General features: G+C 31.5%; 25 protein-coding genes. 20 read left to right on the top strand and 5 right to left on the bottom strand.

Translation table 11 applies throughout. The features are described from left to right. Positions 1–19: 19 nt before the first annotated feature. Positions 20–787, bottom strand: a complete 768-nt coding sequence (locus RG22_RS14165) for a tetratricopeptide repeat protein (RefSeq protein ID WP_034044461.1) — start codon at positions 785–787, stop codon at positions 20–22. A gap of 138 nt (positions 788–925) precedes the next feature. On the opposite strand from RG22_RS14165, the gene recF reads away from it, so the two are divergent. The 3 genes from recF to RG22_RS17360 all read left to right on the top strand — a co-directional run bounded on the left by recF (position 926) and on the right by RG22_RS17360 (position 3,366). Beyond that, positions 926–2,005 carry a DNA replication/repair protein RecF gene (recF, locus tag RG22_RS14160; protein ID WP_034044458.1) on the top strand — a complete coding sequence of 360 codons (1,080 nt, stop codon included), beginning with the start codon at positions 926–928 and terminating at the stop codon, positions 2,003–2,005. 304 nt (positions 2,006–2,309) lie between these two features. After that, positions 2,310–3,005, top strand: coding sequence for an IS110 family transposase (locus RG22_RS14155; protein WP_052143755.1), 696 nt, complete (start codon positions 2,310–2,312; stop codon positions 3,003–3,005). Continuing rightward, complete coding sequence (locus RG22_RS17360; RefSeq protein ID WP_081997730.1) at positions 2,938–3,366, top strand: transposase; 429 nt, start codon at positions 2,938–2,940, stop codon at positions 3,364–3,366. The genes RG22_RS14155 and RG22_RS17360 overlap by 68 nt, the downstream gene beginning before the upstream one ends. 338 nt (positions 3,367–3,704) lie before the next feature. Here RG22_RS17360 and RG22_RS14150 read toward each other — a convergent pair whose 3' ends face one another. Continuing rightward, complete coding sequence (locus RG22_RS14150) at positions 3,705–4,193, bottom strand: hypothetical protein (protein WP_034044456.1); 489 nt, start codon at positions 4,191–4,193, stop codon at positions 3,705–3,707. A gap of 355 nt (positions 4,194–4,548) precedes the next feature. Here RG22_RS14150 and RG22_RS14145 point away from each other — a divergent pair, with 355 nt between their 5' ends. The 4 genes from RG22_RS14145 (at position 4,549) to RG22_RS14130 (ending at position 5,753) form a co-directional block, all read left to right on the top strand. Further along, positions 4,549–4,845: a DciA family protein gene (locus tag RG22_RS14145; protein ID WP_034044453.1), complete on the top strand. Its 297-nt coding sequence runs from the start codon at positions 4,549–4,551 to the stop codon at positions 4,843–4,845. A gap of 97 nt (positions 4,846–4,942) precedes the next feature. Then, positions 4,943–5,134, top strand: coding sequence for a cold-shock protein (locus RG22_RS14140; RefSeq protein ID WP_034044451.1), 192 nt, complete (start codon positions 4,943–4,945; stop codon positions 5,132–5,134). A 127-nt stretch (positions 5,135–5,261) separates the two neighbouring features. Beyond that, on the top strand, positions 5,262–5,453 hold the full coding sequence (locus tag RG22_RS14135) for a cold-shock protein (protein ID WP_034044448.1): 192 nt from the start codon (positions 5,262–5,264) through the stop codon (positions 5,451–5,453). 108 nt (positions 5,454–5,561) lie between these two features. Next, positions 5,562–5,753 carry a cold-shock protein gene (locus tag RG22_RS14130; RefSeq protein WP_034044446.1) on the top strand — a complete coding sequence of 64 codons (192 nt, stop codon included), beginning with the start codon at positions 5,562–5,564 and terminating at the stop codon, positions 5,751–5,753. Between the two features lie 144 nt (positions 5,754–5,897). On the opposite strand, the gene RG22_RS14125 is transcribed toward RG22_RS14130, so the two are convergent. Next, entirely contained in the window at positions 5,898–6,317 is a 420-nt protein-coding gene (locus RG22_RS14125) for a nucleoside-diphosphate kinase (protein ID WP_034044445.1), read from the bottom strand. An 88-nt stretch (positions 6,318–6,405) separates the two neighbouring features. Here RG22_RS14125 and RG22_RS14120 point away from each other — a divergent pair, with 88 nt between their 5' ends. Genes RG22_RS14120 through RG22_RS14100 form a run of 5 tightly spaced genes read left to right on the top strand, consistent with a single transcriptional unit; the run spans position 6,406 to position 10,552 of the window. Further along, a complete protein-coding gene (locus tag RG22_RS14120) occupies positions 6,406–7,425 on the top strand; it encodes a DHH family phosphoesterase (protein ID WP_034044443.1) in 1,020 nt (339 codons plus the stop codon). Further along, positions 7,418–7,966 carry a gliding motility-associated peptidyl-prolyl isomerase GldI gene (gene gldI, locus RG22_RS14115; protein WP_034044440.1) on the top strand — a complete coding sequence of 183 codons (549 nt, stop codon included), beginning with the start codon at positions 7,418–7,420 and terminating at the stop codon, positions 7,964–7,966. Before RG22_RS14120 ends, gldI begins: the two co-directional genes overlap by 8 nt. 3 nt (positions 7,967–7,969) lie before the next feature. Beyond that, positions 7,970–9,085: a peptidylprolyl isomerase gene (locus tag RG22_RS14110; RefSeq protein WP_034044436.1), complete on the top strand. Its 1,116-nt coding sequence runs from the start codon at positions 7,970–7,972 to the stop codon at positions 9,083–9,085. A 50-nt stretch (positions 9,086–9,135) separates the two neighbouring features. Further along, positions 9,136–10,062, top strand: coding sequence for a prolipoprotein diacylglyceryl transferase (lgt, locus tag RG22_RS14105; RefSeq protein ID WP_034044434.1), 927 nt, complete (start codon positions 9,136–9,138; stop codon positions 10,060–10,062). Between the two features lie 37 nt (positions 10,063–10,099). After that, a complete protein-coding gene (locus tag RG22_RS14100; RefSeq protein WP_420804780.1) occupies positions 10,100–10,552 on the top strand; it encodes a DUF192 domain-containing protein in 453 nt (150 codons plus the stop codon). 52 nt (positions 10,553–10,604) lie between these two features. Here RG22_RS14100 and RG22_RS14095 read toward each other — a convergent pair whose 3' ends face one another. Next, positions 10,605–11,186 carry an NUDIX hydrolase gene (locus RG22_RS14095; protein WP_034044428.1) on the bottom strand — a complete coding sequence of 194 codons (582 nt, stop codon included), beginning with the start codon at positions 11,184–11,186 and terminating at the stop codon, positions 10,605–10,607. A gap of 134 nt (positions 11,187–11,320) precedes the next feature. Between RG22_RS14095 and pyrE the strand changes: the two genes are divergently transcribed. Beyond that, complete coding sequence (gene pyrE, locus RG22_RS14090) at positions 11,321–11,965, top strand: orotate phosphoribosyltransferase (RefSeq protein WP_034044425.1); 645 nt, start codon at positions 11,321–11,323, stop codon at positions 11,963–11,965. Between the two features lie 79 nt (positions 11,966–12,044). Beyond that, entirely contained in the window at positions 12,045–12,440 is a 396-nt protein-coding gene (locus tag RG22_RS14085; protein ID WP_034044423.1) for an SRPBCC family protein, read from the top strand. Here RG22_RS14085 and RG22_RS14080 read toward each other — a convergent pair. Next, positions 12,437–13,165: a biotin--[acetyl-CoA-carboxylase] ligase gene (locus tag RG22_RS14080; protein WP_034044420.1), complete on the bottom strand. Its 729-nt coding sequence runs from the start codon at positions 13,163–13,165 to the stop codon at positions 12,437–12,439. The genes RG22_RS14085 and RG22_RS14080 overlap by 4 nt on opposite strands. Before the next feature lie 93 nt (positions 13,166–13,258). On the opposite strand from RG22_RS14080, the gene rsfS reads away from it, so the two are divergent. From rsfS to RG22_RS14050, 6 genes are all read left to right on the top strand, one after another. Further along, positions 13,259–13,630 (top strand): ribosome silencing factor, encoded by a 372-nt coding sequence (rsfS, locus tag RG22_RS14075; protein WP_034044417.1) that lies wholly within the window; start codon positions 13,259–13,261, stop codon positions 13,628–13,630. Between the two features lie 6 nt (positions 13,631–13,636). Then, entirely contained in the window at positions 13,637–15,589 is a 1,953-nt protein-coding gene (gene ftsH, locus RG22_RS14070) for an ATP-dependent zinc metalloprotease FtsH (RefSeq protein ID WP_034044414.1), read from the top strand. A gap of 116 nt (positions 15,590–15,705) precedes the next feature. Further along, entirely contained in the window at positions 15,706–16,314 is a 609-nt protein-coding gene (locus tag RG22_RS14065) for an LUD domain-containing protein (RefSeq protein WP_034044412.1), read from the top strand. Positions 16,315–16,318: 4 nt separating this feature from the next. Then, the gene (locus tag RG22_RS14060; protein ID WP_034044409.1) at positions 16,319–17,140 is read left to right on the top strand and encodes a phosphatidate cytidylyltransferase; all 822 of its coding nucleotides are present in this window, start codon (positions 16,319–16,321) and stop codon (positions 17,138–17,140) included. Then, the gene (locus RG22_RS14055) at positions 17,130–17,786 is read left to right on the top strand and encodes a phosphatidylserine decarboxylase family protein (protein WP_034044407.1); all 657 of its coding nucleotides are present in this window, start codon (positions 17,130–17,132) and stop codon (positions 17,784–17,786) included. The genes RG22_RS14060 and RG22_RS14055 overlap by 11 nt, the downstream gene beginning before the upstream one ends. Next, positions 17,779–18,045 carry an acyl-CoA-binding protein gene (locus tag RG22_RS14050; RefSeq protein ID WP_034044404.1) on the top strand — a complete coding sequence of 89 codons (267 nt, stop codon included), beginning with the start codon at positions 17,779–17,781 and terminating at the stop codon, positions 18,043–18,045. The genes RG22_RS14055 and RG22_RS14050 overlap by 8 nt, the downstream gene beginning before the upstream one ends. The last annotated feature ends 8 nt before the right edge of the window (positions 18,046–18,053 follow it).

Genomic DNA, 18,053 nt, shown 5'->3' with positions numbered 1-18,053 from the left:
ATCATATATTAAATGGGTATTATTTACTTGCCAATACTTGCGCTTTTCCTATAAACACATCAACATTTGCAGCTTCTGTAGAATTAGAATAATCCTCTTTAATAGTTTTAAAGAAAGCTAATGCTTTGTCAGCTTTCCCTAAATCTAAAGCAATAATTCCTGCTTTATGCAAATACATTGGTGTAGTATATTCGTTATTTCGCAATTTGGCTGCTTGCTCGTAATAACTTAAAGCATCCTCTTTTTGGTCTAATTGCACAAAAGCATCACCTATATTTCCTTTTGCTAATGCTGCTAGAATTTCATCATCACTTTTAAAATTACTTAAATGTTCAACTGCATTTTTATAATCCTTCAACTTTAAATAAGCCGTTCCTGCATAATAGCTCGCTAAGTTTGCAGATGGTGTTCCGCTGTATTCTTCAATAATATCTAACATTCCAAATTTACCTTCACCACCATTCAATGCTAAATTGAATAACGAATCTTTTGCTACGCCATTTACAGCTTGATCAAAATATTTTTGAGCCTGAAACATATCGTTCATAGCATTTAACTGTTTTGGTTTTGCTATGTATTCTTTATAAGCTAAAGATCCTAAAACAACCGCAGCTACAATACCAATAATAATGAAAATGTATTTTTGATTCTTCGCAACAAACGCTTCGGTTTTTGATGCTGTTTCGTCTAGCGTGTTAAAAACTTCAGCTGTAGTTGAGCCATCTTCAATGTTTTGTTCTTTCTCTGCTTTGTTCTTAGCTTTATATTTTTTCTTGTAAGTCGCCATTTATTCGTTATAATTAATGTGGCGCAAAAATATAATTTTTCTTCATAACTAAAAGGGTATTTATTTGATATTTTTCAATAATTTGCACTTCCTTTTAAAGCATCGCAGCTTCTTAATACTTTTTATGTTACTTTTTGTATGGTTTTAAAATCACTTTCGTTACTTAATTATAAAAATTTTGATAGTAAATCGTTCACTTTCAACACTAAAATAAACTGTATTGTTGGCAACAATGGCATAGGAAAAACCAATGTTTTAGATGCTATTTATCATTTATCCTTCGGAAAAAGTTATTTCAATCCTATAGCTACTCAAAATATTAAACACGACGAAGCTTTTTTTGTAATTAATGGCGACTATGAAAAAGATGAGAAAACCGAAAAAGTAATTATTAGCTTAAAACGCGGACAAAAAAAAGTAATAAAACGCAACGGAAAAGCATACGAAAAATTTAGCGAGCATATTGGCTTTTTGCCTTTAGTTATTATATCTCCAGCCGATAGAGATTTAATTATTGAAGGCAGCGATACACGCCGAAAATTTATAGATTCTGTAATTTCACAAAGCGATAAAAGCTATTTAAGTCATGTAATTAAGTATAACAAAGTATTAGCACAACGCAATGCGTTACTTAAATATTTTGCGTTGAACCATACGTTTAATGCTGATACTTTAGAGATTTACAACAATCAATTAACCGATTTTGGTGCTGAAATTTTTGAAAAGCGCAATGCCTTTTTAAAAACCTTTATTCCCATTTTTAAAGCACGCTACGAAGCCATTAGTAATGGTAACGAAGATGTTGATTTGGTTTACCACAGCGATTTGTTTGATAATAATTTAAACACCCTTTTAAAAAACGCCATAAATAAAGATAAAGCCTTGCAATACACCAGTGTTGGCGTACATAAAGATGATTTGTTGTTTAATATTGAAGGTCATCCTATTAAAAAATTCGGGAGTCAAGGTCAGCAAAAATCGTTTTTAATCGCTTTAAAATTGGCGCAATTCGATTTTATAAAAGCACAAAGTGGTGTAAATCCTATTTTATTATTAGATGATATTTTTGATAAGTTAGATGAACAACGCGTCGCACAAATTATTAAATTAGTTGATGATGAAAACTTTGGGCAACTATTTATAAGTGATACACATGCTGAACGTACCGAAGCTGCTGTAAAACAAGTGCATCAAAGTTATGAGGTTTTTAGGTTGTGATGCTATTTTTTTTGCCACGAATTCACGAATGTTTTTTACTTATAACTTAAATTAATTACTAAGCTACAAATTGTAATACCGACTTCGTTTGTTACTTGACTTTGTAAAAAATTTCAGTTACCTTCGTTTAACGAGTTTGTGTAGGAAAAGTTGCGTGGTTTAAGCAATAAAGTTACTAAATATAACACTAACCAAGAAAATCCGAGAGGATTTTCGTAAGTAGGCTAAAACTAGCAATTTTTTTTAGCATCGATGAAAAAGCAGTAAGTCAAGTATCTTTATAATTCACAAAAACTTAAAAGATATGAACACTCAAATTACTGCCCAACCAAAGTTATACATTGGTATTGACATTCACAAACGTAGTTGGAAAATTCACTGTGCGACCGATTTATTTTCAGGCAAGTCCTTTACCATGCCCCCAAAGCCAGAGTTATTAAAAACGTATGTCACTACCCATTTTAAGGGTCATGAAGTTTCAATAGCTTACGAAGCAGGCTGCTGTGGCTATTATGCCCATCGTAACTTTGAGGATTATGGCTGGCGCTCACTGGTTGTAAATCCAGCAGATATCCATCGCAAGGGAAAAGAACGCTTTACCAAGACCGATAAGATTGATGCTCAATTAATAGCCCGAGAACTAAAGGATGGAAGATTGGAGAGTATTACTATTCCAGATGTAGAGCGTGAGCAACTGCGTAGTCTTTTTAGAAGACGCAACGATTTGGTTAAGGATTTTAGACGGGTGAAGAGTTATATAAAAATGCAGTTATTATATTTTGGTGTAAGCATTCCAGAGGCCTTTGATAATGATCATTGGAGTCATAAGTTTAGAGATTGGCTAGAGGCCTTAACTTTTAGCCACCCTACAGCTCGAGAGACTTTGGATAGCAGAATGCGAAACTTCAGATTTATAGATAAGGAATTACGCGATGTATCCAGCAAACTTCGGGCTTATTGTCGCAAGCATTATAAAAAAGGACTATTATCTTTTACGTAGTATTCCAGGAATAGGAGGTATTGTCGCTTGTGGTATCATCTGCGAGTTGGGAGATCTGCGCCGCTTTAAGAGCATAAAACATTTAGCGGGCTACGTAGGTTTGGCACCAGGAATTCACCAGAGTGGCGACAACCAAAGGCACACAGGCATCACCATGCGAGCACATCGATTAATGCGGAGTTATTTTATAGAAGCCTCATGGCAAGCTATACGAACAGATCCTGTGATGCAGGCTTATTATAGAAAACATGTAGGGAAGAACGTAAAGAGCATCATAGTGAAAATAGCACGTAAATTATTGAGTAGAACCTTAGCGGTCATAAAAACAGAAACACCCTACACCATAGGTGTTATAGAATAATATAAATCAATAACCAAGCTCACAAAGAAGTAGCAAAACCTGTATCACAAAACACCGTAGGTGAACCAGATTAATAGGTATCACACATTTATAGCAAGTGACCAGGTTTATTATAGCTTATGATCATACAGATGCTGGTGACCATCAAGTTTTACAATGGATCACATATAGGATGCGGAGCAAGTTATTTAAAGGCGATTGAAATGTTGATAATCCTATCGGAATTATCAACATTCCAACACCACAGAACCATCATTATGAGATAATCAAAAAAATAAATATTAACTTTGAAGAACTAGGCTAGTGCTTTTCATAGGACACGGTGTTGTAGCACGTTTTTATTCACATTTATTTAATTCCGAATAAAATTTAATCGGATTACGATTTTTATATTTTATTCTACTTATTGATTTACAAAATTTTTCCTTGTCCGCATTTATTATTAACTCTAAATACTCTATAAAACTCTCTGCATATTCTCCATCTGCAAAACTCGCTAAATTTAAACTTGGCAAATAGAAATCATTATTTTTTCCAGAAGTCACTTCTTCAAAAATCAATCGAGTAGTTTCATAGAAAAAGTCAGTTTTTCCCAGTTTGTGGTCAGGACCAGTTGTTCCGTAATAAATGTCAAATTCAACATAATTTTCAGGAACTAATTTTATTAAAACGGGTTTAGGTATTTCCTTTTTAGTTAAATATAATTCAGTCGCAATATTTAAGTTTTTTTCATATTCAGCTTCATTCAGAGTTTTCAATTCAGACGAATTCCCTAAAGTCAGAAATGAAATAATTATTAAAAAACTTGAATTTAAAATTTTACTCATATTTTTTTTCTCAAATGTGCTACAACGTCGGATATAAAACATTAAAACGATTTCATATCCTAAAAAACATTAAACGAACCTTTCCAAAAATAAAATAACTTTCAAATAAAAAAAAACAAGATAGCAAATAATTGGTTAGGGAAGCAACCCTTTGACAAGCTCAGGGTAAACTCATCCTTTTTAAATTTGATTGAGAAAAAACTATGTTGTAAACTAAAATTTGGTAGATTGCCACGTCCTTCGTCCTCGCAATGACGTTTAAAAAGATATAGAGAAAAGCCCGACCACTTGCACTGAGCTTGTCGAAGTGTTGTGGTAACGCCCAAAAAAATATTACAAAAAATACGACAGTTTTATGGCAAAACGTAACAACGAACATATTAGCATACAAGACGCATTAAAAGAATTTGTAGAAACTAACAAACTAGAAAAAGGCCTAAACAAAGTTAATGTTGCCGATGCTTGGGCTAAACTTATGGGCAATGGCGTAAACAACTACACCACAACTGTAAATTTAGAGCGCGACACCCTTTATATACAACTAAATTCGAGTGTATTAAGAGAAGAATTAAGTTACGGTAAACAAAAAATAATTGATATGCTTAATGAAGAATTAGGTAAAAATCTTATTAAAAAACTGGTTTTAAGATGATTATATCTTTAAATTTAATAGATTTTTTTTAATTAAAAGAAACAAGTTATTATAATTTGTATTATCTTTGAGGCTTAATTATTTTAATACAAATACAATGAGTAAAGGTACCGTAAAATTCTTCAACGATTCAAAAGGTTTTGGATTTATTACTGAAGATGACAACAACAAAGAACATTTCGTACACATTTCAGGACTTATCGATGAAATTCGTGAAGGTGATGCAGTAGAATTCGATCTACAAGAAGGTAGAAAAGGATTAAACGCCGTAAACGTAAAAGTAATCTAAGAATATACTTTTAACAATTACAACTAAAAGTCTACCAATCAATTTGGTAGACTTTTTTTGTTTATAGTGGTTTATAAATTAATTGGCACTATCTTTACAAAAATATATTAATTTAATAGTTTAAATAATGAGTAAAGGAACAGTAAAGTTTTTCAATGATTCTAAAGGATTTGGATTTATCACTGAAGACGACAACAACAAAGAACATTTTGTACACATTTCTGGATTAATCGATGAAGTTCGTGAAGGTGATGCAGTAGAATTCGATTTACAAGAAGGTAAAAAAGGATTAAACGCCGTAAACGTAAAAGTAATCTAATACATATACTTTAATTTACAATTAAGAGCCTATCATTATATTTGATGGGCTTTTTTGTGGCATAAAGTTTGTATACTCATTAATAATTAATTTAATATTTATAATACAATGAGTAAAGGAACAGTAAAATTCTTCAACGATTCTAAAGGATTCGGATTTATAACAGAAGAAGGTTCAAACACAGAGCACTTTGTCCATATTTCTGGATTAATCGATGAAATTCGCGAAGGCGACTTAGTAGAATTTGATTTAGAGGAAGGTAGAAAAGGGTTAAATGCCGTAAACGTAAAAGTAGTTTAGTTAAGAAAAGACAATCTGAGATAAAAAATCTCAGATGCTCTAATAAATTTGTCATTCCTGTGAAAACGGGAAACTATACTTTTTTAAAACAAAAATCCCGCAACGATGTTGCGGGATTTTTTTATATTATTTTCTTAATGCTAATTAAAACATCTCTCTACCTGAGAAATGAAATGCGCCTTCAATAGCAGCATTATCATCACTATCACTTCCGTGTACAGCATTTTCTCCAATAGAAGCTGCATATAATTTACGTATAGTCCCTTCGGCAGCATCAGCAGGATTTGTTGCACCAATTAAGGTTCTAAAATCTTCAACGGCGTTATCTTTTTCTAAAATAGCCGCTACAATTGGGCCACGAGTCATATATTCAACTAACTCACCAAAAAACGGACGCTCGTTATGTATTGCATAAAATGCTTCAGCATCTGCTTTTGTCATTTGCGTTAATTTCATTGCTACTATTCTAAATCCCGAAGCTGAAATTTTTTCTAATATTGCGCCAATGTGTCCTTTTTCAACAGCATCTGGCTTAAGCATAGTAAATGTTCTGTTTGTTGCCATTATATATTTTTTATTTTCGTGCAAAAGTAATGTATTTCTAATTAAATACAAGTCTAACCAATTTTAAAAAATTGTATATTCGCTACCTATGACAAAAGAAGACATAAAGCACATAAAACAACTACTAGCTAAACAAAAAAATATAGTTATAGTACCGCATAGAAATCCTGATGGAGATGCTATAGGCTCTACGCTAGCCTTATATCATTACTTAATAAAACACAAGCATAATGCTACAGTTATGGTTCCTAATGATTATCCGACTTTTTTAAAATGGATACCAGGAAATGACCATATTTTAAAACACGATTCTCAAACCGAAGCTTGCGAAACACTTATCAAATCTGCCGATATTATTTTTACTTTAGATTTTAATGCGTTTCATAGAACAGGAAATATGGAAACCGTTTTAGCAGAAAGTAAGGCTTTAAAAATTATGATTGATCATCATCAAGCTCCAGATGATTATGCAACTTATATGTTTTCTGATGTAAGCATGAGCTCAACTTGCGAAATGATTTATCATTTTATAGATATGCTAGGAGATACAAGTCGTATCGATTCTAACATTGCTACTTGTATTTATGTTGGTATAATGACCGATACAGGTTCTTTCAGGTTTCCTTCAACGACAAGTAAAACGCATCAAATTATTGCAAAACTGATTGAAAAAGGTGCAAATAATGCTGAAATTCATAATAATGTTTACGATACTAATAGCTACGAAAGATTGCAACTTTTGGGCTGTGCTTTAAGTAATTTAAAAGTCATTCCAGAAGCACGAACTGCTTATATAACACTTTCTCAAGACGAACTAAACATGTTCAATTATAAAAAAGGAGATACCGAAGGTGTTGTTAATTATGGCTTATCGTTAGACAATATTGTTTTTGCAGCTATTTTTATTGAAGATAAACAAGAAGATATTATAAAAATCTCATTACGATCAAAAGGTAACTTTTCTGTAAATGAATTTTCTCGCGCGCATTTTAATGGTGGCGGACATACAAATGCTGCTGGTGGACGAAGCGAATTATCTTTAAAAAATACCGTAGAAAAATTTATTAGTATATTGCCTAGTTATAATAAAGCCCTAAATGATGACTAAACAATTAACCATAATACTTGCACTACTTTTCTTATATAGTTGCAAAACTCCAGAAGCCAGAAAACCCATTTCAGTAAAAACAGGTTCTTTTATTGATGCTTCGGTAAAGCGAAACAAGCAATTAAATGCTAAAGAGCAAGCTAAAATTCAGGAAGTTATGACGCTTAAAAAGAATAACAATTACATAGCCTCTGAAAGTGGTTTTTGGTATTACTATAATACTAAAGCAGAAACCGATACTTTAAGCACACCCAATTTTGGTGATATTATAACCTATAATTATAATATAAAAGACTTAAATGGCGCATTAATTTATTCTAAAGCAGATATTAAAACACAAACCTATGCCATGGATCAAGAAGAATTGTTTACAGGTTTACGTGAAGGTTTAAAACTTATGAAAACAGGCGAAACCGTTACTTTTTTATTTCCTTCTCAAAAAGCTTATGGCTATTATGGAGACCAAAATAAAATAGGTTCAAATACGCCTTTAATTTGCGAAGTAACCGTTAATTCAATTACCCAAAATCAATCCAATTAAATCATGCGAATTTTTAAATTTTTAGGCTTAGCTTTAGTAATAAGCTTAACCTCTTGCAAAGCACAATACCCAGATCTTGAAGATGGTATGTATGCAGAATTTGTAACCACTAAAGGTGTTATGGTTGCGAAATTAAATTACAAAAAAACACCTATTACGGTTGCAAATTTTGTGTCGTTAGCAGAAGGCACGAACACCATGGTTGATAGTGCCTATAAAGAAAAAAAATTCTATAACGGGCTTACTTTTCATCGAGTTATGGATAAATTCATGATTCAAGGTGGAGATCCTCTTGGAACAGGAGCTGGAAATCCTGGTTATAAGTTTAATGATGAATTTCACCCTGATTTAAAACATGATAAACCTGGTGTTTTATCTATGGCCAATGGAGGGCCAAACTCAAATGGAAGTCAGTTTTTTATAACCGAAATTCCAAAACCTCATTTAGACAATGTCCATAGTGTTTTTGGTGAATTAGTCCTAGGGCTTGATATTCTTGACACGATTTCGAATGTAAAAGTTGGCTCAAGAAATAAACCTATTAAAGATGTTATTATTGATGAATTAAATATTATTAGAAAAGGTAAAGACGCTAAAAAGTTTGATGCTCCAAAAATTTTCATTAATCATTTTGCCGAAGTTGAGCGTTTAGAAAAAGAAAAAGCAGCAAAAGCAGAAGCTATTTTAAAAGCTACTAAAGAAAAATTTAACAAACAGCAGGAAGCTTCTATTACTTTACCTTCTGGTTTACAATACACAATTACAGAAAAAGGAACTGGAAAAAAACTAAAAGAAACCGATAAAGTTTTAACGCATTATGCTGTTTATTTTGAAAACGGTAAACTACTAGAAACAAGCAGTTTAAAAATAGCAGAAGCTCTTGACGTGGTTAACGAAAAACGTAAACTTGCAGATAAATATCAACCCTTAACTGCAGATTTGAGTCCAAATGCAAGAATGATTTCAGGCTTTAAAGAAGGCTTACAACAGTTAAATGTTGGTGATAAAGCAACTTTATTTATACCATATCATTTGGCTTATGGCGAAGCAGGAAATAGAGGTATTCCACCAAGATCAAATATAATTTTTGAAGTAGAAATTTTAGAAATTGTTAAATAATCTCAAAAAAAGTATAGCAAACCTTATCTTTACGCTGAAAAACAAAACCTATGCATTTTTTAAAATTTGATTGGAACCCAGTAACTGGCATTGATATAATTGGCAATTTTAAGCTTCATTTTTATAGCCTCATGTGGGTTATTGCTTTTGTTGCAGGTTGGTATATTATGAAACGTATTTTTACTAAAGAAAAAGTATCGCTAACCTATTTAGATCCATTATTTATTTATACGGTTTTGGCAACTATGCTTGGTGCGCGTTTAGGGCATGTTTTATTTTATCAGTCCGAATTAATAACCGAAGACTTTTTTAGCATTTTTCTTCCTTTTAAATTTAAAGGCGGCTTCGAGTTTACAGGTTTTCAAGGACTTGCAAGTCATGGAGCTGCCATTGGTATTATTATAGGTATGTATTTGTATCGTAAAAAATACAACTACAAATCTTTACTTTGGATTTTAGATCGTGTGGTTATTTCTGTCGCTTCTGGTGCTGTTTTTATTAGAATTGGAAATTTTATTAATTCTGAAATTATTGGAAAAGTAACAGATTCTAGTTTTGGTGTTCGGTTTATTCAAGATGAATATTATAAACGAGAAATCACTCAGCTCACTGGCATTAAAGATGTACAAAAAGCTTATGCAGCAGTAACTGATAATCCTCAATTTGCTGAATTATTAGAAGCTGTTCCGTACAGACATCCTGCACAATTATACGAATCATTTAGTTATGTTTTTGTATTTTTAATTTTATGGTATTTTTATTCTAAAACTTCTAAAAAAGACCAAACTGGTTTTCTTTTTGGATTGTTTTTAATTTTACTATGGACAATTCGTTTCTTTGTTGAACGTGTTAAAGAACCACAAGGTGACGAATATATTAACTGGTTTAGTTTAAACACTGGACAATGGTTAAGCATTCCGTTTATACTAATTGGTCTATATTTTATGTTTATTTATAAACCAAAAACGGCTACCTAATAAGATGTTTCTTAAGTCCTTAAAATTATTTTTAGTATTGCTAGTTTTATTATGTGTATCGTCTTGTAAAGATGATAAAAAAATAATTAAGCAAACTGAGGTTATTTTTACAAAAGAAGGTGAACTCACGTTTTTTAAAACAACCACAGACTCAACAAAAGTAGTTATAGATATTGAAATTGCAAATACCGAATATGAAACCCAAACAGGTTTAATGTACCGCAGTTCTATGCAAAATAACCAAGGTATGCTATTTGTTTTTGATGATGTTAGGGAGCGTTCTTTTTATATGAAGAACACTAAAATTCCTTTAGATTTAATTTTTATTAGCGACAATAAAACCATAGTAAGTTTTCAAAAAAATGCAAAACCCTTTGATGAAAGTTCTCTGTCATCAAACGCGCCCGCTAAATATGTTTTGGAGGTTAATGCGGGTTTAGTTAACACTTGGAAACTTTCAGTTGGAGACAGTATAAGCTATACTAAGTAAACACAGAATTCATAAATACCTCTCCAGATTCTTAAAACATTTAATAAAACTCCTAAACTAATAACTTAATATTAGCATAACTATTCTCTAAGGCTTTTTTTGTTTGCTCTTTATTAAGCCATTCAACTTTAGTAATCCCTTCATTTTCTTGAGGATAAAGTTTTCCTTTAAAATTTGTTTTCATTTCAAACCAGTAAGTTATCTTTATTTTATACCGTCCGTTACGCTTAAAAATATGGTATGTTGTTTCTAAAGGTTTTGTAATTTCTAATCCGCTAACTCCAGTTTCTTCAGTAACTTCTCTAATAGCTGTTCTCTCAATGCTTTCATTACCTTCGGTTTTTCCTTTAGGCAAATCCCATTTATCATTTCTATAAATAAATAAAATATCGCCATTATCATTATAAACTTTTCCACCTCCCGCAATAACATTAGGTAACTTTTTAAGAAATCTTTTAAGTAATTTTTCCTCTTTTTTCCCAATAAGTCTAACCTCTTTAAGCTTTGTTCTGTTAAGTTTTCTAATAACTTTGCCCATATCTACTGTTTTAAGTAAATAATTTTTAAAGCCATCTTCTTTTTCAACTTTAGTAGTTAAAATTAAAGGTTTATCGTTAACAAAAATTTTGTGCATTGTAGGTTTTACTTAACTATTTTGTTTTGGTAAAAATATCATTTTTAAGCACATTTCAACTATTGTTAAAAAAAATAATTTTATTCATCAATCTTCGGCTAAATAAAAATAAATTTATGTGTAATTTTACGCCTATGATTTTTAACAAACACACCGCAAGAAAAACCGCCGAAGTTTTATTACAAGTTAATGCTATAAAACTAAGTCCGAAAGAACCTTTTACATGGGCTTCTGGATGGAAATCACCAATTTATTGCGACAACAGAATTATATTGTCCTTTCCTCCTATTCGCAACTATATTCGCGAAGTTATGGCTAAGCAAATTGAAAAACATTACGGCAAACCAGATGTTATTGCTGGTGTTGCTACTGGCGCTATTGGCATTGGTATTTTAGTTGCAGAGTATTTGGGCTTGCCCTTTATTTATGTAAGACCTGATGCTAAAGGGCACGGACGCAAAAACCAAATTGAAGGTTTTATTGAAAGCGGACAGAATGTTGTAGTTGTTGAAGATTTAATTAGCACAGGCAAAAGCAGTTTAAACGCCGTGAAAGCTTTAAAGGATGCCAATATTAATGTAAAAGGAATGGTTGCCATTTTTACTTATGGGTTTGATGTGGCTACTGAAAATTTTAAAAAAGAAAACATAAACCTTCATACCTTAAGCAATTACGAAAGTTTACTTGAGCAAGCTTTAGAAACTAATTATATATCTCAAAAAGAACTGGAAACTTTGTCTGAATGGAATACCAGTCCTAGTGAATGGAACGCTAATTGATAACATAAGTATGTTGTTTAGTTGTAAAACTGTTAAGGTGCACGACTAAATAGCTTAACGACAAACAAATTACAACAAAATGAATTTAGAATCGCCCAAAATTAATGTTAGCAAATCACCACAGGAGGTCTTTGATTTTTTATCTGATGTTAAAAATTTTGAATCTTTAATGCCAGAAAACATAAGTAAATTTGAAATTTTAGATAACGACAAATTTCTTTTTGCTTTAAAAGGTATGCCAGAAATAATACTTAAAAAGAAAGAAGCTATTGCTCCAAATAAAATTGTTTTAGGTGCTGCTGGTGGTAAATTAGATTTTTCGCTTATTGGAAATATAATTGAAACAGCAAATGGTTCTAGCGAAGTGCAGTTAGAATTTACTGGCGACTTTAACCCTATGATGGCAATGATGATTAAAGGTCCAATAAGTAAATTTATTGAAACTCTGGCTACTAGTATTCCAAAGGCTATTTAGTACATTAAAGTAATTTCTTTAAGATCAAATTTTTTAACAATTTCATCTTCTAAAAGCACCTGTAGTTTACCGTACTTGGTAACACCTATTATAAACCCAGAAAATAAATCACCATTAGTATTTTTAAATGTTGAAGGTTTGTTTTTTCTAAATAAATTAGCTTCATATTCATTTTTAACAGCATCATATTTACCTTGCTGTAAAAGTTTAGAATATTCCTTAGTATGTTTAATAATACGATGTAAGATTTCATCTAAATTATAATGTACTCCTGTAATGTTTTTTAAAGAAGATGCTTGAGGAAGATTATTAAGTTCCGTCTGATTTACATTAATTCCAATACCAATAATTGTAGAGTTAAGCTTATTTTTTATGACATTCTCTATTAATATTCCACAAATTTTCTTGTCTGCTGACAAAATGTCGTTTGGCCATTTAATATGTAAATCTGGAATATTTAAAGCCTTTAAGGTTTTAAAAATAGCTAGAGAAATAGCCATACTAATATAAAAAGGAAATTCAACAACATGAATACTTAAATCTTTAAACAAGCTAAACATAAGGTTTTTACCTTTTTCAGAGTCCCAATTAGTCCCCATTTGCCCGCGCCCATTTGTTTGATATTCTGCTACTACAATAGTATAATCGGCGACAGTTTCAGTACAAATCATTTCTTTTAAAAAAGAATTTGTCGAATCGATGGCATCAAGTTTGATTATACGCATTTACAAGTTATTTTAAAGCTTTAAAATCTTATGATTATTTTAAAGTATAAAGAACTAAAAAAATAATAACTTTGCACAAATTAAAAAAAATTAATGGCGAAAGAAAAAATAAGCCCAGATCAATTAATATCTGTTATAATAAATGGCATTGAAGATGTTAAAGGTAAAGAAATAAACATCCTAGATTTAAGAGATATAGAAAACACAGTTTGCGACTACTTTATAATTTGCGAAGGTACTTCAAACACACAAGTAAACGCCATAGTAAACTCAATTCAAAAAAAGGTAAGTAAAGAGTTAAAAGATAACCCTTGGCATACAGAAGGCTTAGATAATGCCGAATGGGTGTTAATAGACTATGTAAATATTGTTGTACATGTGTTTCAAAAACACATTCGAGAATATTATGATATTGAGAGTCTTTGGGGAGATGCAAAAACAACAGTAATAGAAACTAGTTACTAAAAACACATGGCAAACGACAAAAAAAATATAAAAGAAAAGAAACCTAAGTTTAGTCCGTATTGGATTTATGGTATTGTATTAGCAATTTTTTTAGGTTTTCAACTATTCAGTAGTGGCAGCTATCAAGATGGTGGCACTATTACGCCTTCTCAATTTTTTAAATACGCTGAAGATAATGATGTTGAAAAAGTTGAAATCATAAACAGGCGTATAGCCCAAGTTTATCTAACAAAGGATGCTCAGGAAAAAGAGATTCACAAAAACTCAAAGCCTAAAACATTTATACCATCGGCAACAAAATTACCCAATTATAAATTTGAAATTGGCGACCTTCAAAATTTTGAAAATGATTTAAAAGCCATTAATAAATATGATATACTTAGTTTAGATACTAAAGAAAATGTATGGGGTGATTTCCTATTAGGCATTCTACCTTTCATTTTACTTATAGGTGTTTGGATCTTCATTATGCGCCGTATGTCTGGTGGTGCTGGCGGTGGTGCTGGCGGACAGATTTTTAACATCGGAAAATCGAAAGCAAAGCTATTCGACCAAAACACCGAAGTTAAAACCAGTTTTAAAGATGTTGCAGGTTTAGAAGGTGCAAAAGAAGAAGTTCAAGAAATTGTAGACTTTTTAAAATTTCCAGAAAAATACACCACTTTAGGAGGAAAAATACCTAAAGGCGCATTACTTGTAGGCCCTCCAGGAACCGGTAAAACCTTATTAGCAAAAGCTGTTGCAGGTGAAGCTAAAGTACCTTTCTTCTCATTGTCTGGTTCAGATTTTGTAGAAATGTTTGTTGGTGTTGGCGCTTCTCGTGTTCGTGACTTATTTAAACAAGCTAAAGAAAAATCACCTTCAATTATTTTTATTGATGAAATTGATGCCATTGGTCGTGCTAGAGGTAAAAATGCTATGTCCGGAAGTAACGACGAGCGTGAAAACACACTAAATCAACTATTAACAGAGATGGATGGTTTTGGCACAAACACAAACGTTATTGTAATTGCTGCAACAAACAGAGCAGATATTTTAGATAAAGCTTTAATGCGTGCTGGACGTTTTGATAGACAGATTTTTGTTGATTTACCTGATGTTCGTGAGCGTAAAGAAATTTTTGAAGTGCATTTGAGACCACTTAAGAAGGCTAAAGATTTAGATATTGATTTTCTTTCAAAACAAACCCCAGGTTTCTCTGGAGCAGATATTGCCAATGTTTGTAACGAAGCTGCATTAATTGCTGCTAGAAATGGTAAGAAAGCAGTTGATAAACAAGATTTTTTAGATGCTGTAGATAGAATTATTGGTGGTTTAGAAAAGAAAAATAAAATCATAACTCCTAGCGAGAAAAAAGCTGTTGCTTTTCATGAAGCTGGTCATGCAGTTGTAAGCTGGATGCTTGAACATGCATCTCCTTTAGTTAAAGTTACTATTGTGCCTCGTGGCAGATCATTAGGTGCTGCGTGGTATTTACCAGAAGAACGCTTAATCGTTCGTCCAGAACAAATGCTTGATGAAATGTGTGCTGCCCTTGGTGGTCGCGCTGCTGAAAAAGTAATCTTTGATAAAATTTCAACTGGTGCTTTAAGCGATTTAGAAAAAGTAACAAAACAAGCAAGAGCTATGGTTACTGTGTATGGGTTGAGTGATAAAATTGGAAATTTAACATACTATGATTCTTCAGGACAAAGCGAATATGGGTTTACAAAACCTTACAGTGAAGAAACAGCAGAATTAATTGATAGAGAAATTTCTGAAATCATTGAAAAACAGTATCAAAGAGCTTTAAAATTACTTGAAGAAAATAAAGATAAATTAACACAACTTGCAGAAGTACTTCTAGAAAAAGAAGTGATTTTTAAAGATAACCTTGAGAAAATATTTGGCAAACGCCCTTTTGAAAAAGAAAGCCCTGCCGAAATTAAAAAAGAAGAAATTACAGAAGAAGAGGAATAGATTTTAATTAATTTTGTTAAGCTTTTAGTAAAAATCTTAAATTAAGCCTATGGTTAATTTAAGATTTTTTATATTTGATAAACCCCTAAAAAAATGAGTTAATAGCATCAACCTAAATGAGTCTTTTTAGAAAAATTTTTGGTTCTAAGTCTGATAGTTCACAGGAAGAGCTGAAATCCAATGATAGAGGCAAATATATGCCTGAAATAAAACTACCAATAGATGAAAGGTTTACCATAAACTTTAAAGCTAATGGTGGTAAGTTTCTGTATTGTGAAGACTTAAATGAAATCTACCAAAACTTAGAAAGTATTATTGATGAAAACGAATGGAATGACAAAAAGACACTTTTATTAGATGAAAATTTAAAAGATAAATTCAAAAATTCAAATATTCAAACTACCACAAGAATAAGCGACTCTACTTTTTTCTTAACCACTTGCGAAAACTTAATTGCTAATGATGGTTCTTTACTAATTTCTTCAAAACAGATATACGAAAAGAAACTCCCAGAACTTCCTATAAATTTTATTGTTTTTGCTACCACAAGTCAAATTGTAGAAAATATTGGTGAGGGTTTACGTGGCATAAAATCTAAAAACAGACAAAGAATCCCAACAAATATCACCACCATAAAACACTTTAAATCTAATGATGATAAAGATTTCTTAAGTTATGGTAGTAGTGCAAAAAACTTATACCTATTACTTTTAGAAGATTTATAAATAGATGAAAGAAACCTTAATACGAGCCATATCTGGTTTGATTTACGTTTTACTATTAATAGCCTGTTTATTTAACGAGCATACATTAATCATCCTTTTCTTTATTTTTGGGCTAATCTGCATGGGAGAATTCAAAAAGCTTATTCAACTAAAAAGTATTATTCCTTATTTTCTTTTTATTTTACTTTATTTAGTTTTTGGCTATTGGCAAGTCGTATTAAACACTAATACAGGTTTAGATGAAGCCACACAAATCTTAATGGTAATTACCATTTTTGTGAAGTTATTTTTAATAAAAGATTTGTTTTCAGAAAAAACTATTCCGCTGTTTAGTTCTAAACGATTTATCCTTACAACCTTTTATATTTCGAGCGCTTTTGTGTTCTTAATATTAATTGCAAATTATCATCATACCTATAATCCAAGTATATTATTAGGATCTTTTATTTTAGTTTGGGTTAACGATTCGTTCGCTTATTTAGTTGGTAAAAATTTTGGAAAGCAAAAATTATTCGAAAAAATTTCACCTAAAAAAACCGTCGAAGGGTTCTTGGGTGGTTTGTTTTTTTCCTGTATTGCAAGTTATTTTATTGCTACCTTTACAGAGACACTAAACTTTACGAATTGGTTAATTTTAAGTATTATTATTAGTGTATTTGGAACCTTGGGCGATTTAATTGAGTCGAAATTTAAACGACAAGCCCATGTTAAAGACAGTGGCATTATTATGCCTGGACATGGTGGATTGCTAGATAGACTAGATAGTATTATTTTTGCTGCGCCATTTATTTATTTATTTTTAAGAATTTTACAATATGTTTCATAAAGAAGGACATAAAATTATATTTGTAACACTGGTTATAATTGTTGCAACGTTTTTACTAGTTGATAGTTTTATAAATATTTCGTGGCTACGAACTCTTGTTTTAATTGTGCTTCTAGCTTTCTTTATATTGATTCTACAGTTTTTTAGAAACCCAAAACGACTTACTTCTTTTAACGATAAGCAAGTAGTTTCTCCAGTTGATGGTAAAGTTGTGGTTATTGAAGAAGTTTTTGAAAAAGAATATTTTAAAGAAAAACGCCTACAAGTCAGCGTGTTTATGTCGCCAATAAATGTACATGTAACGCGTTATCCAATCAGTGGAAATGTGATTTTTAGTAAATATCACCCGGGTAAATATTTAGTAGCATGGCATCCTAAAGCAAGTGAAGAAAACGAGCGAACAACCGTTGTTGTAGAAAATGAAACCTATGGAAAAGTACTTTATAGGCAAATTGCTGGTGCTTTAGCAAAACGTATTGTTAATTATGCAAAACAAAACGACAAAGCTATTCAAGGTGCAGATTCTGGATTTATAAAATTTGGCTCGAGGGTTGATTTATTTTTACCTTTAAACACCAAAATAAAAGTGCAGCTTAACCAAAAAGTACGTGGTGGAGAAAGTATTATTGCAGAAATTAATGAGTAATAGTGAATTAGACATAGAGTTTCTAGATGCAGTTAATCGTGTAAATGCACATACTGATCCTTTTCCTGCTGATACGCTTTTAAAGCTCTACGCTTACTACAAAAGAGCCACCAATGATTATGGGAAACCACGGAGCAAAAAGCCCATAATTAATGCCTTTAAAACCAATGCTCTATTTCAAACTGAAAACATTACCGAAGACGAAGCCAAACAAGAATATATAAACTTGGTAAACAATTACTTTTTGTATAGAAAGTAACGGTACAT

The sequence above is a fragment of the Wocania ichthyoenteri Th78 genome (assembly GCF_000789235.1).
In the GTDB taxonomy this organism is placed as follows: Bacteria; Bacteroidota; Bacteroidia; order Flavobacteriales; family Flavobacteriaceae; genus Wocania_A; species Wocania_A ichthyoenteri.
This window is presented reverse-complemented; position numbering and strand designations above follow the sequence as displayed.

Coding starts and splice junctions, on each gene's coding strand:
- recF (WP_034044458.1), top strand. CDS start 926: ATGGTTTTAAAATCACTTTCGTTACTTAATTATAAAAATTTTGATAGT.
- RG22_RS14110 (WP_034044436.1), top strand. CDS start 7,970: ATGCGAATTTTTAAATTTTTAGGCTTAGCTTTAGTAATAAGCTTAACC.
- RG22_RS14060 (WP_034044409.1), top strand. CDS start 16,319: ATGAAAGAAACCTTAATACGAGCCATATCTGGTTTGATTTACGTTTTA.
- RG22_RS14120 (WP_034044443.1), top strand. CDS start 6,406: ATGACAAAAGAAGACATAAAGCACATAAAACAACTACTAGCTAAACAA.
- RG22_RS14130 (WP_034044446.1), top strand. CDS start 5,562: ATGAGTAAAGGAACAGTAAAATTCTTCAACGATTCTAAAGGATTCGGA.
- RG22_RS14125 (WP_034044445.1), bottom strand. CDS start 6,317: ATGGCAACAAACAGAACATTTACTATGCTTAAGCCAGATGCTGTTGAA.
- RG22_RS14165 (WP_034044461.1), bottom strand. CDS start 787: ATGGCGACTTACAAGAAAAAATATAAAGCTAAGAACAAAGCAGAGAAA.
- RG22_RS14140 (WP_034044451.1), top strand. CDS start 4,943: ATGAGTAAAGGTACCGTAAAATTCTTCAACGATTCAAAAGGTTTTGGA.
- RG22_RS14055 (WP_034044407.1), top strand. CDS start 17,130: ATGTTTCATAAAGAAGGACATAAAATTATATTTGTAACACTGGTTATA.
- RG22_RS14095 (WP_034044428.1), bottom strand. CDS start 11,186: ATGCACAAAATTTTTGTTAACGATAAACCTTTAATTTTAACTACTAAA.
- pyrE (WP_034044425.1), top strand. CDS start 11,321: ATGATTTTTAACAAACACACCGCAAGAAAAACCGCCGAAGTTTTATTA.
- gldI (WP_034044440.1), top strand. CDS start 7,418: ATGACTAAACAATTAACCATAATACTTGCACTACTTTTCTTATATAGT.
- RG22_RS14085 (WP_034044423.1), top strand. CDS start 12,045: ATGAATTTAGAATCGCCCAAAATTAATGTTAGCAAATCACCACAGGAG.
- RG22_RS17360 (WP_081997730.1), top strand. CDS start 2,938: ATGTATCCAGCAAACTTCGGGCTTATTGTCGCAAGCATTATAAAAAAG.
- RG22_RS14065 (WP_034044412.1), top strand. CDS start 15,706: ATGAGTCTTTTTAGAAAAATTTTTGGTTCTAAGTCTGATAGTTCACAG.
- RG22_RS14135 (WP_034044448.1), top strand. CDS start 5,262: ATGAGTAAAGGAACAGTAAAGTTTTTCAATGATTCTAAAGGATTTGGA.
- RG22_RS14155 (WP_052143755.1), top strand. CDS start 2,310: ATGAACACTCAAATTACTGCCCAACCAAAGTTATACATTGGTATTGAC.
- RG22_RS14080 (WP_034044420.1), bottom strand. CDS start 13,165: ATGCGTATAATCAAACTTGATGCCATCGATTCGACAAATTCTTTTTTA.
- RG22_RS14150 (WP_034044456.1), bottom strand. CDS start 4,193: ATGAGTAAAATTTTAAATTCAAGTTTTTTAATAATTATTTCATTTCTG.
- lgt (WP_034044434.1), top strand. CDS start 9,136: ATGCATTTTTTAAAATTTGATTGGAACCCAGTAACTGGCATTGATATA.
- RG22_RS14145 (WP_034044453.1), top strand. CDS start 4,549: ATGGCAAAACGTAACAACGAACATATTAGCATACAAGACGCATTAAAA.
- ftsH (WP_034044414.1), top strand. CDS start 13,637: ATGGCAAACGACAAAAAAAATATAAAAGAAAAGAAACCTAAGTTTAGT.
- RG22_RS14050 (WP_034044404.1), top strand. CDS start 17,779: ATGAGTAATAGTGAATTAGACATAGAGTTTCTAGATGCAGTTAATCGT.
- rsfS (WP_034044417.1), top strand. CDS start 13,259: ATGGCGAAAGAAAAAATAAGCCCAGATCAATTAATATCTGTTATAATA.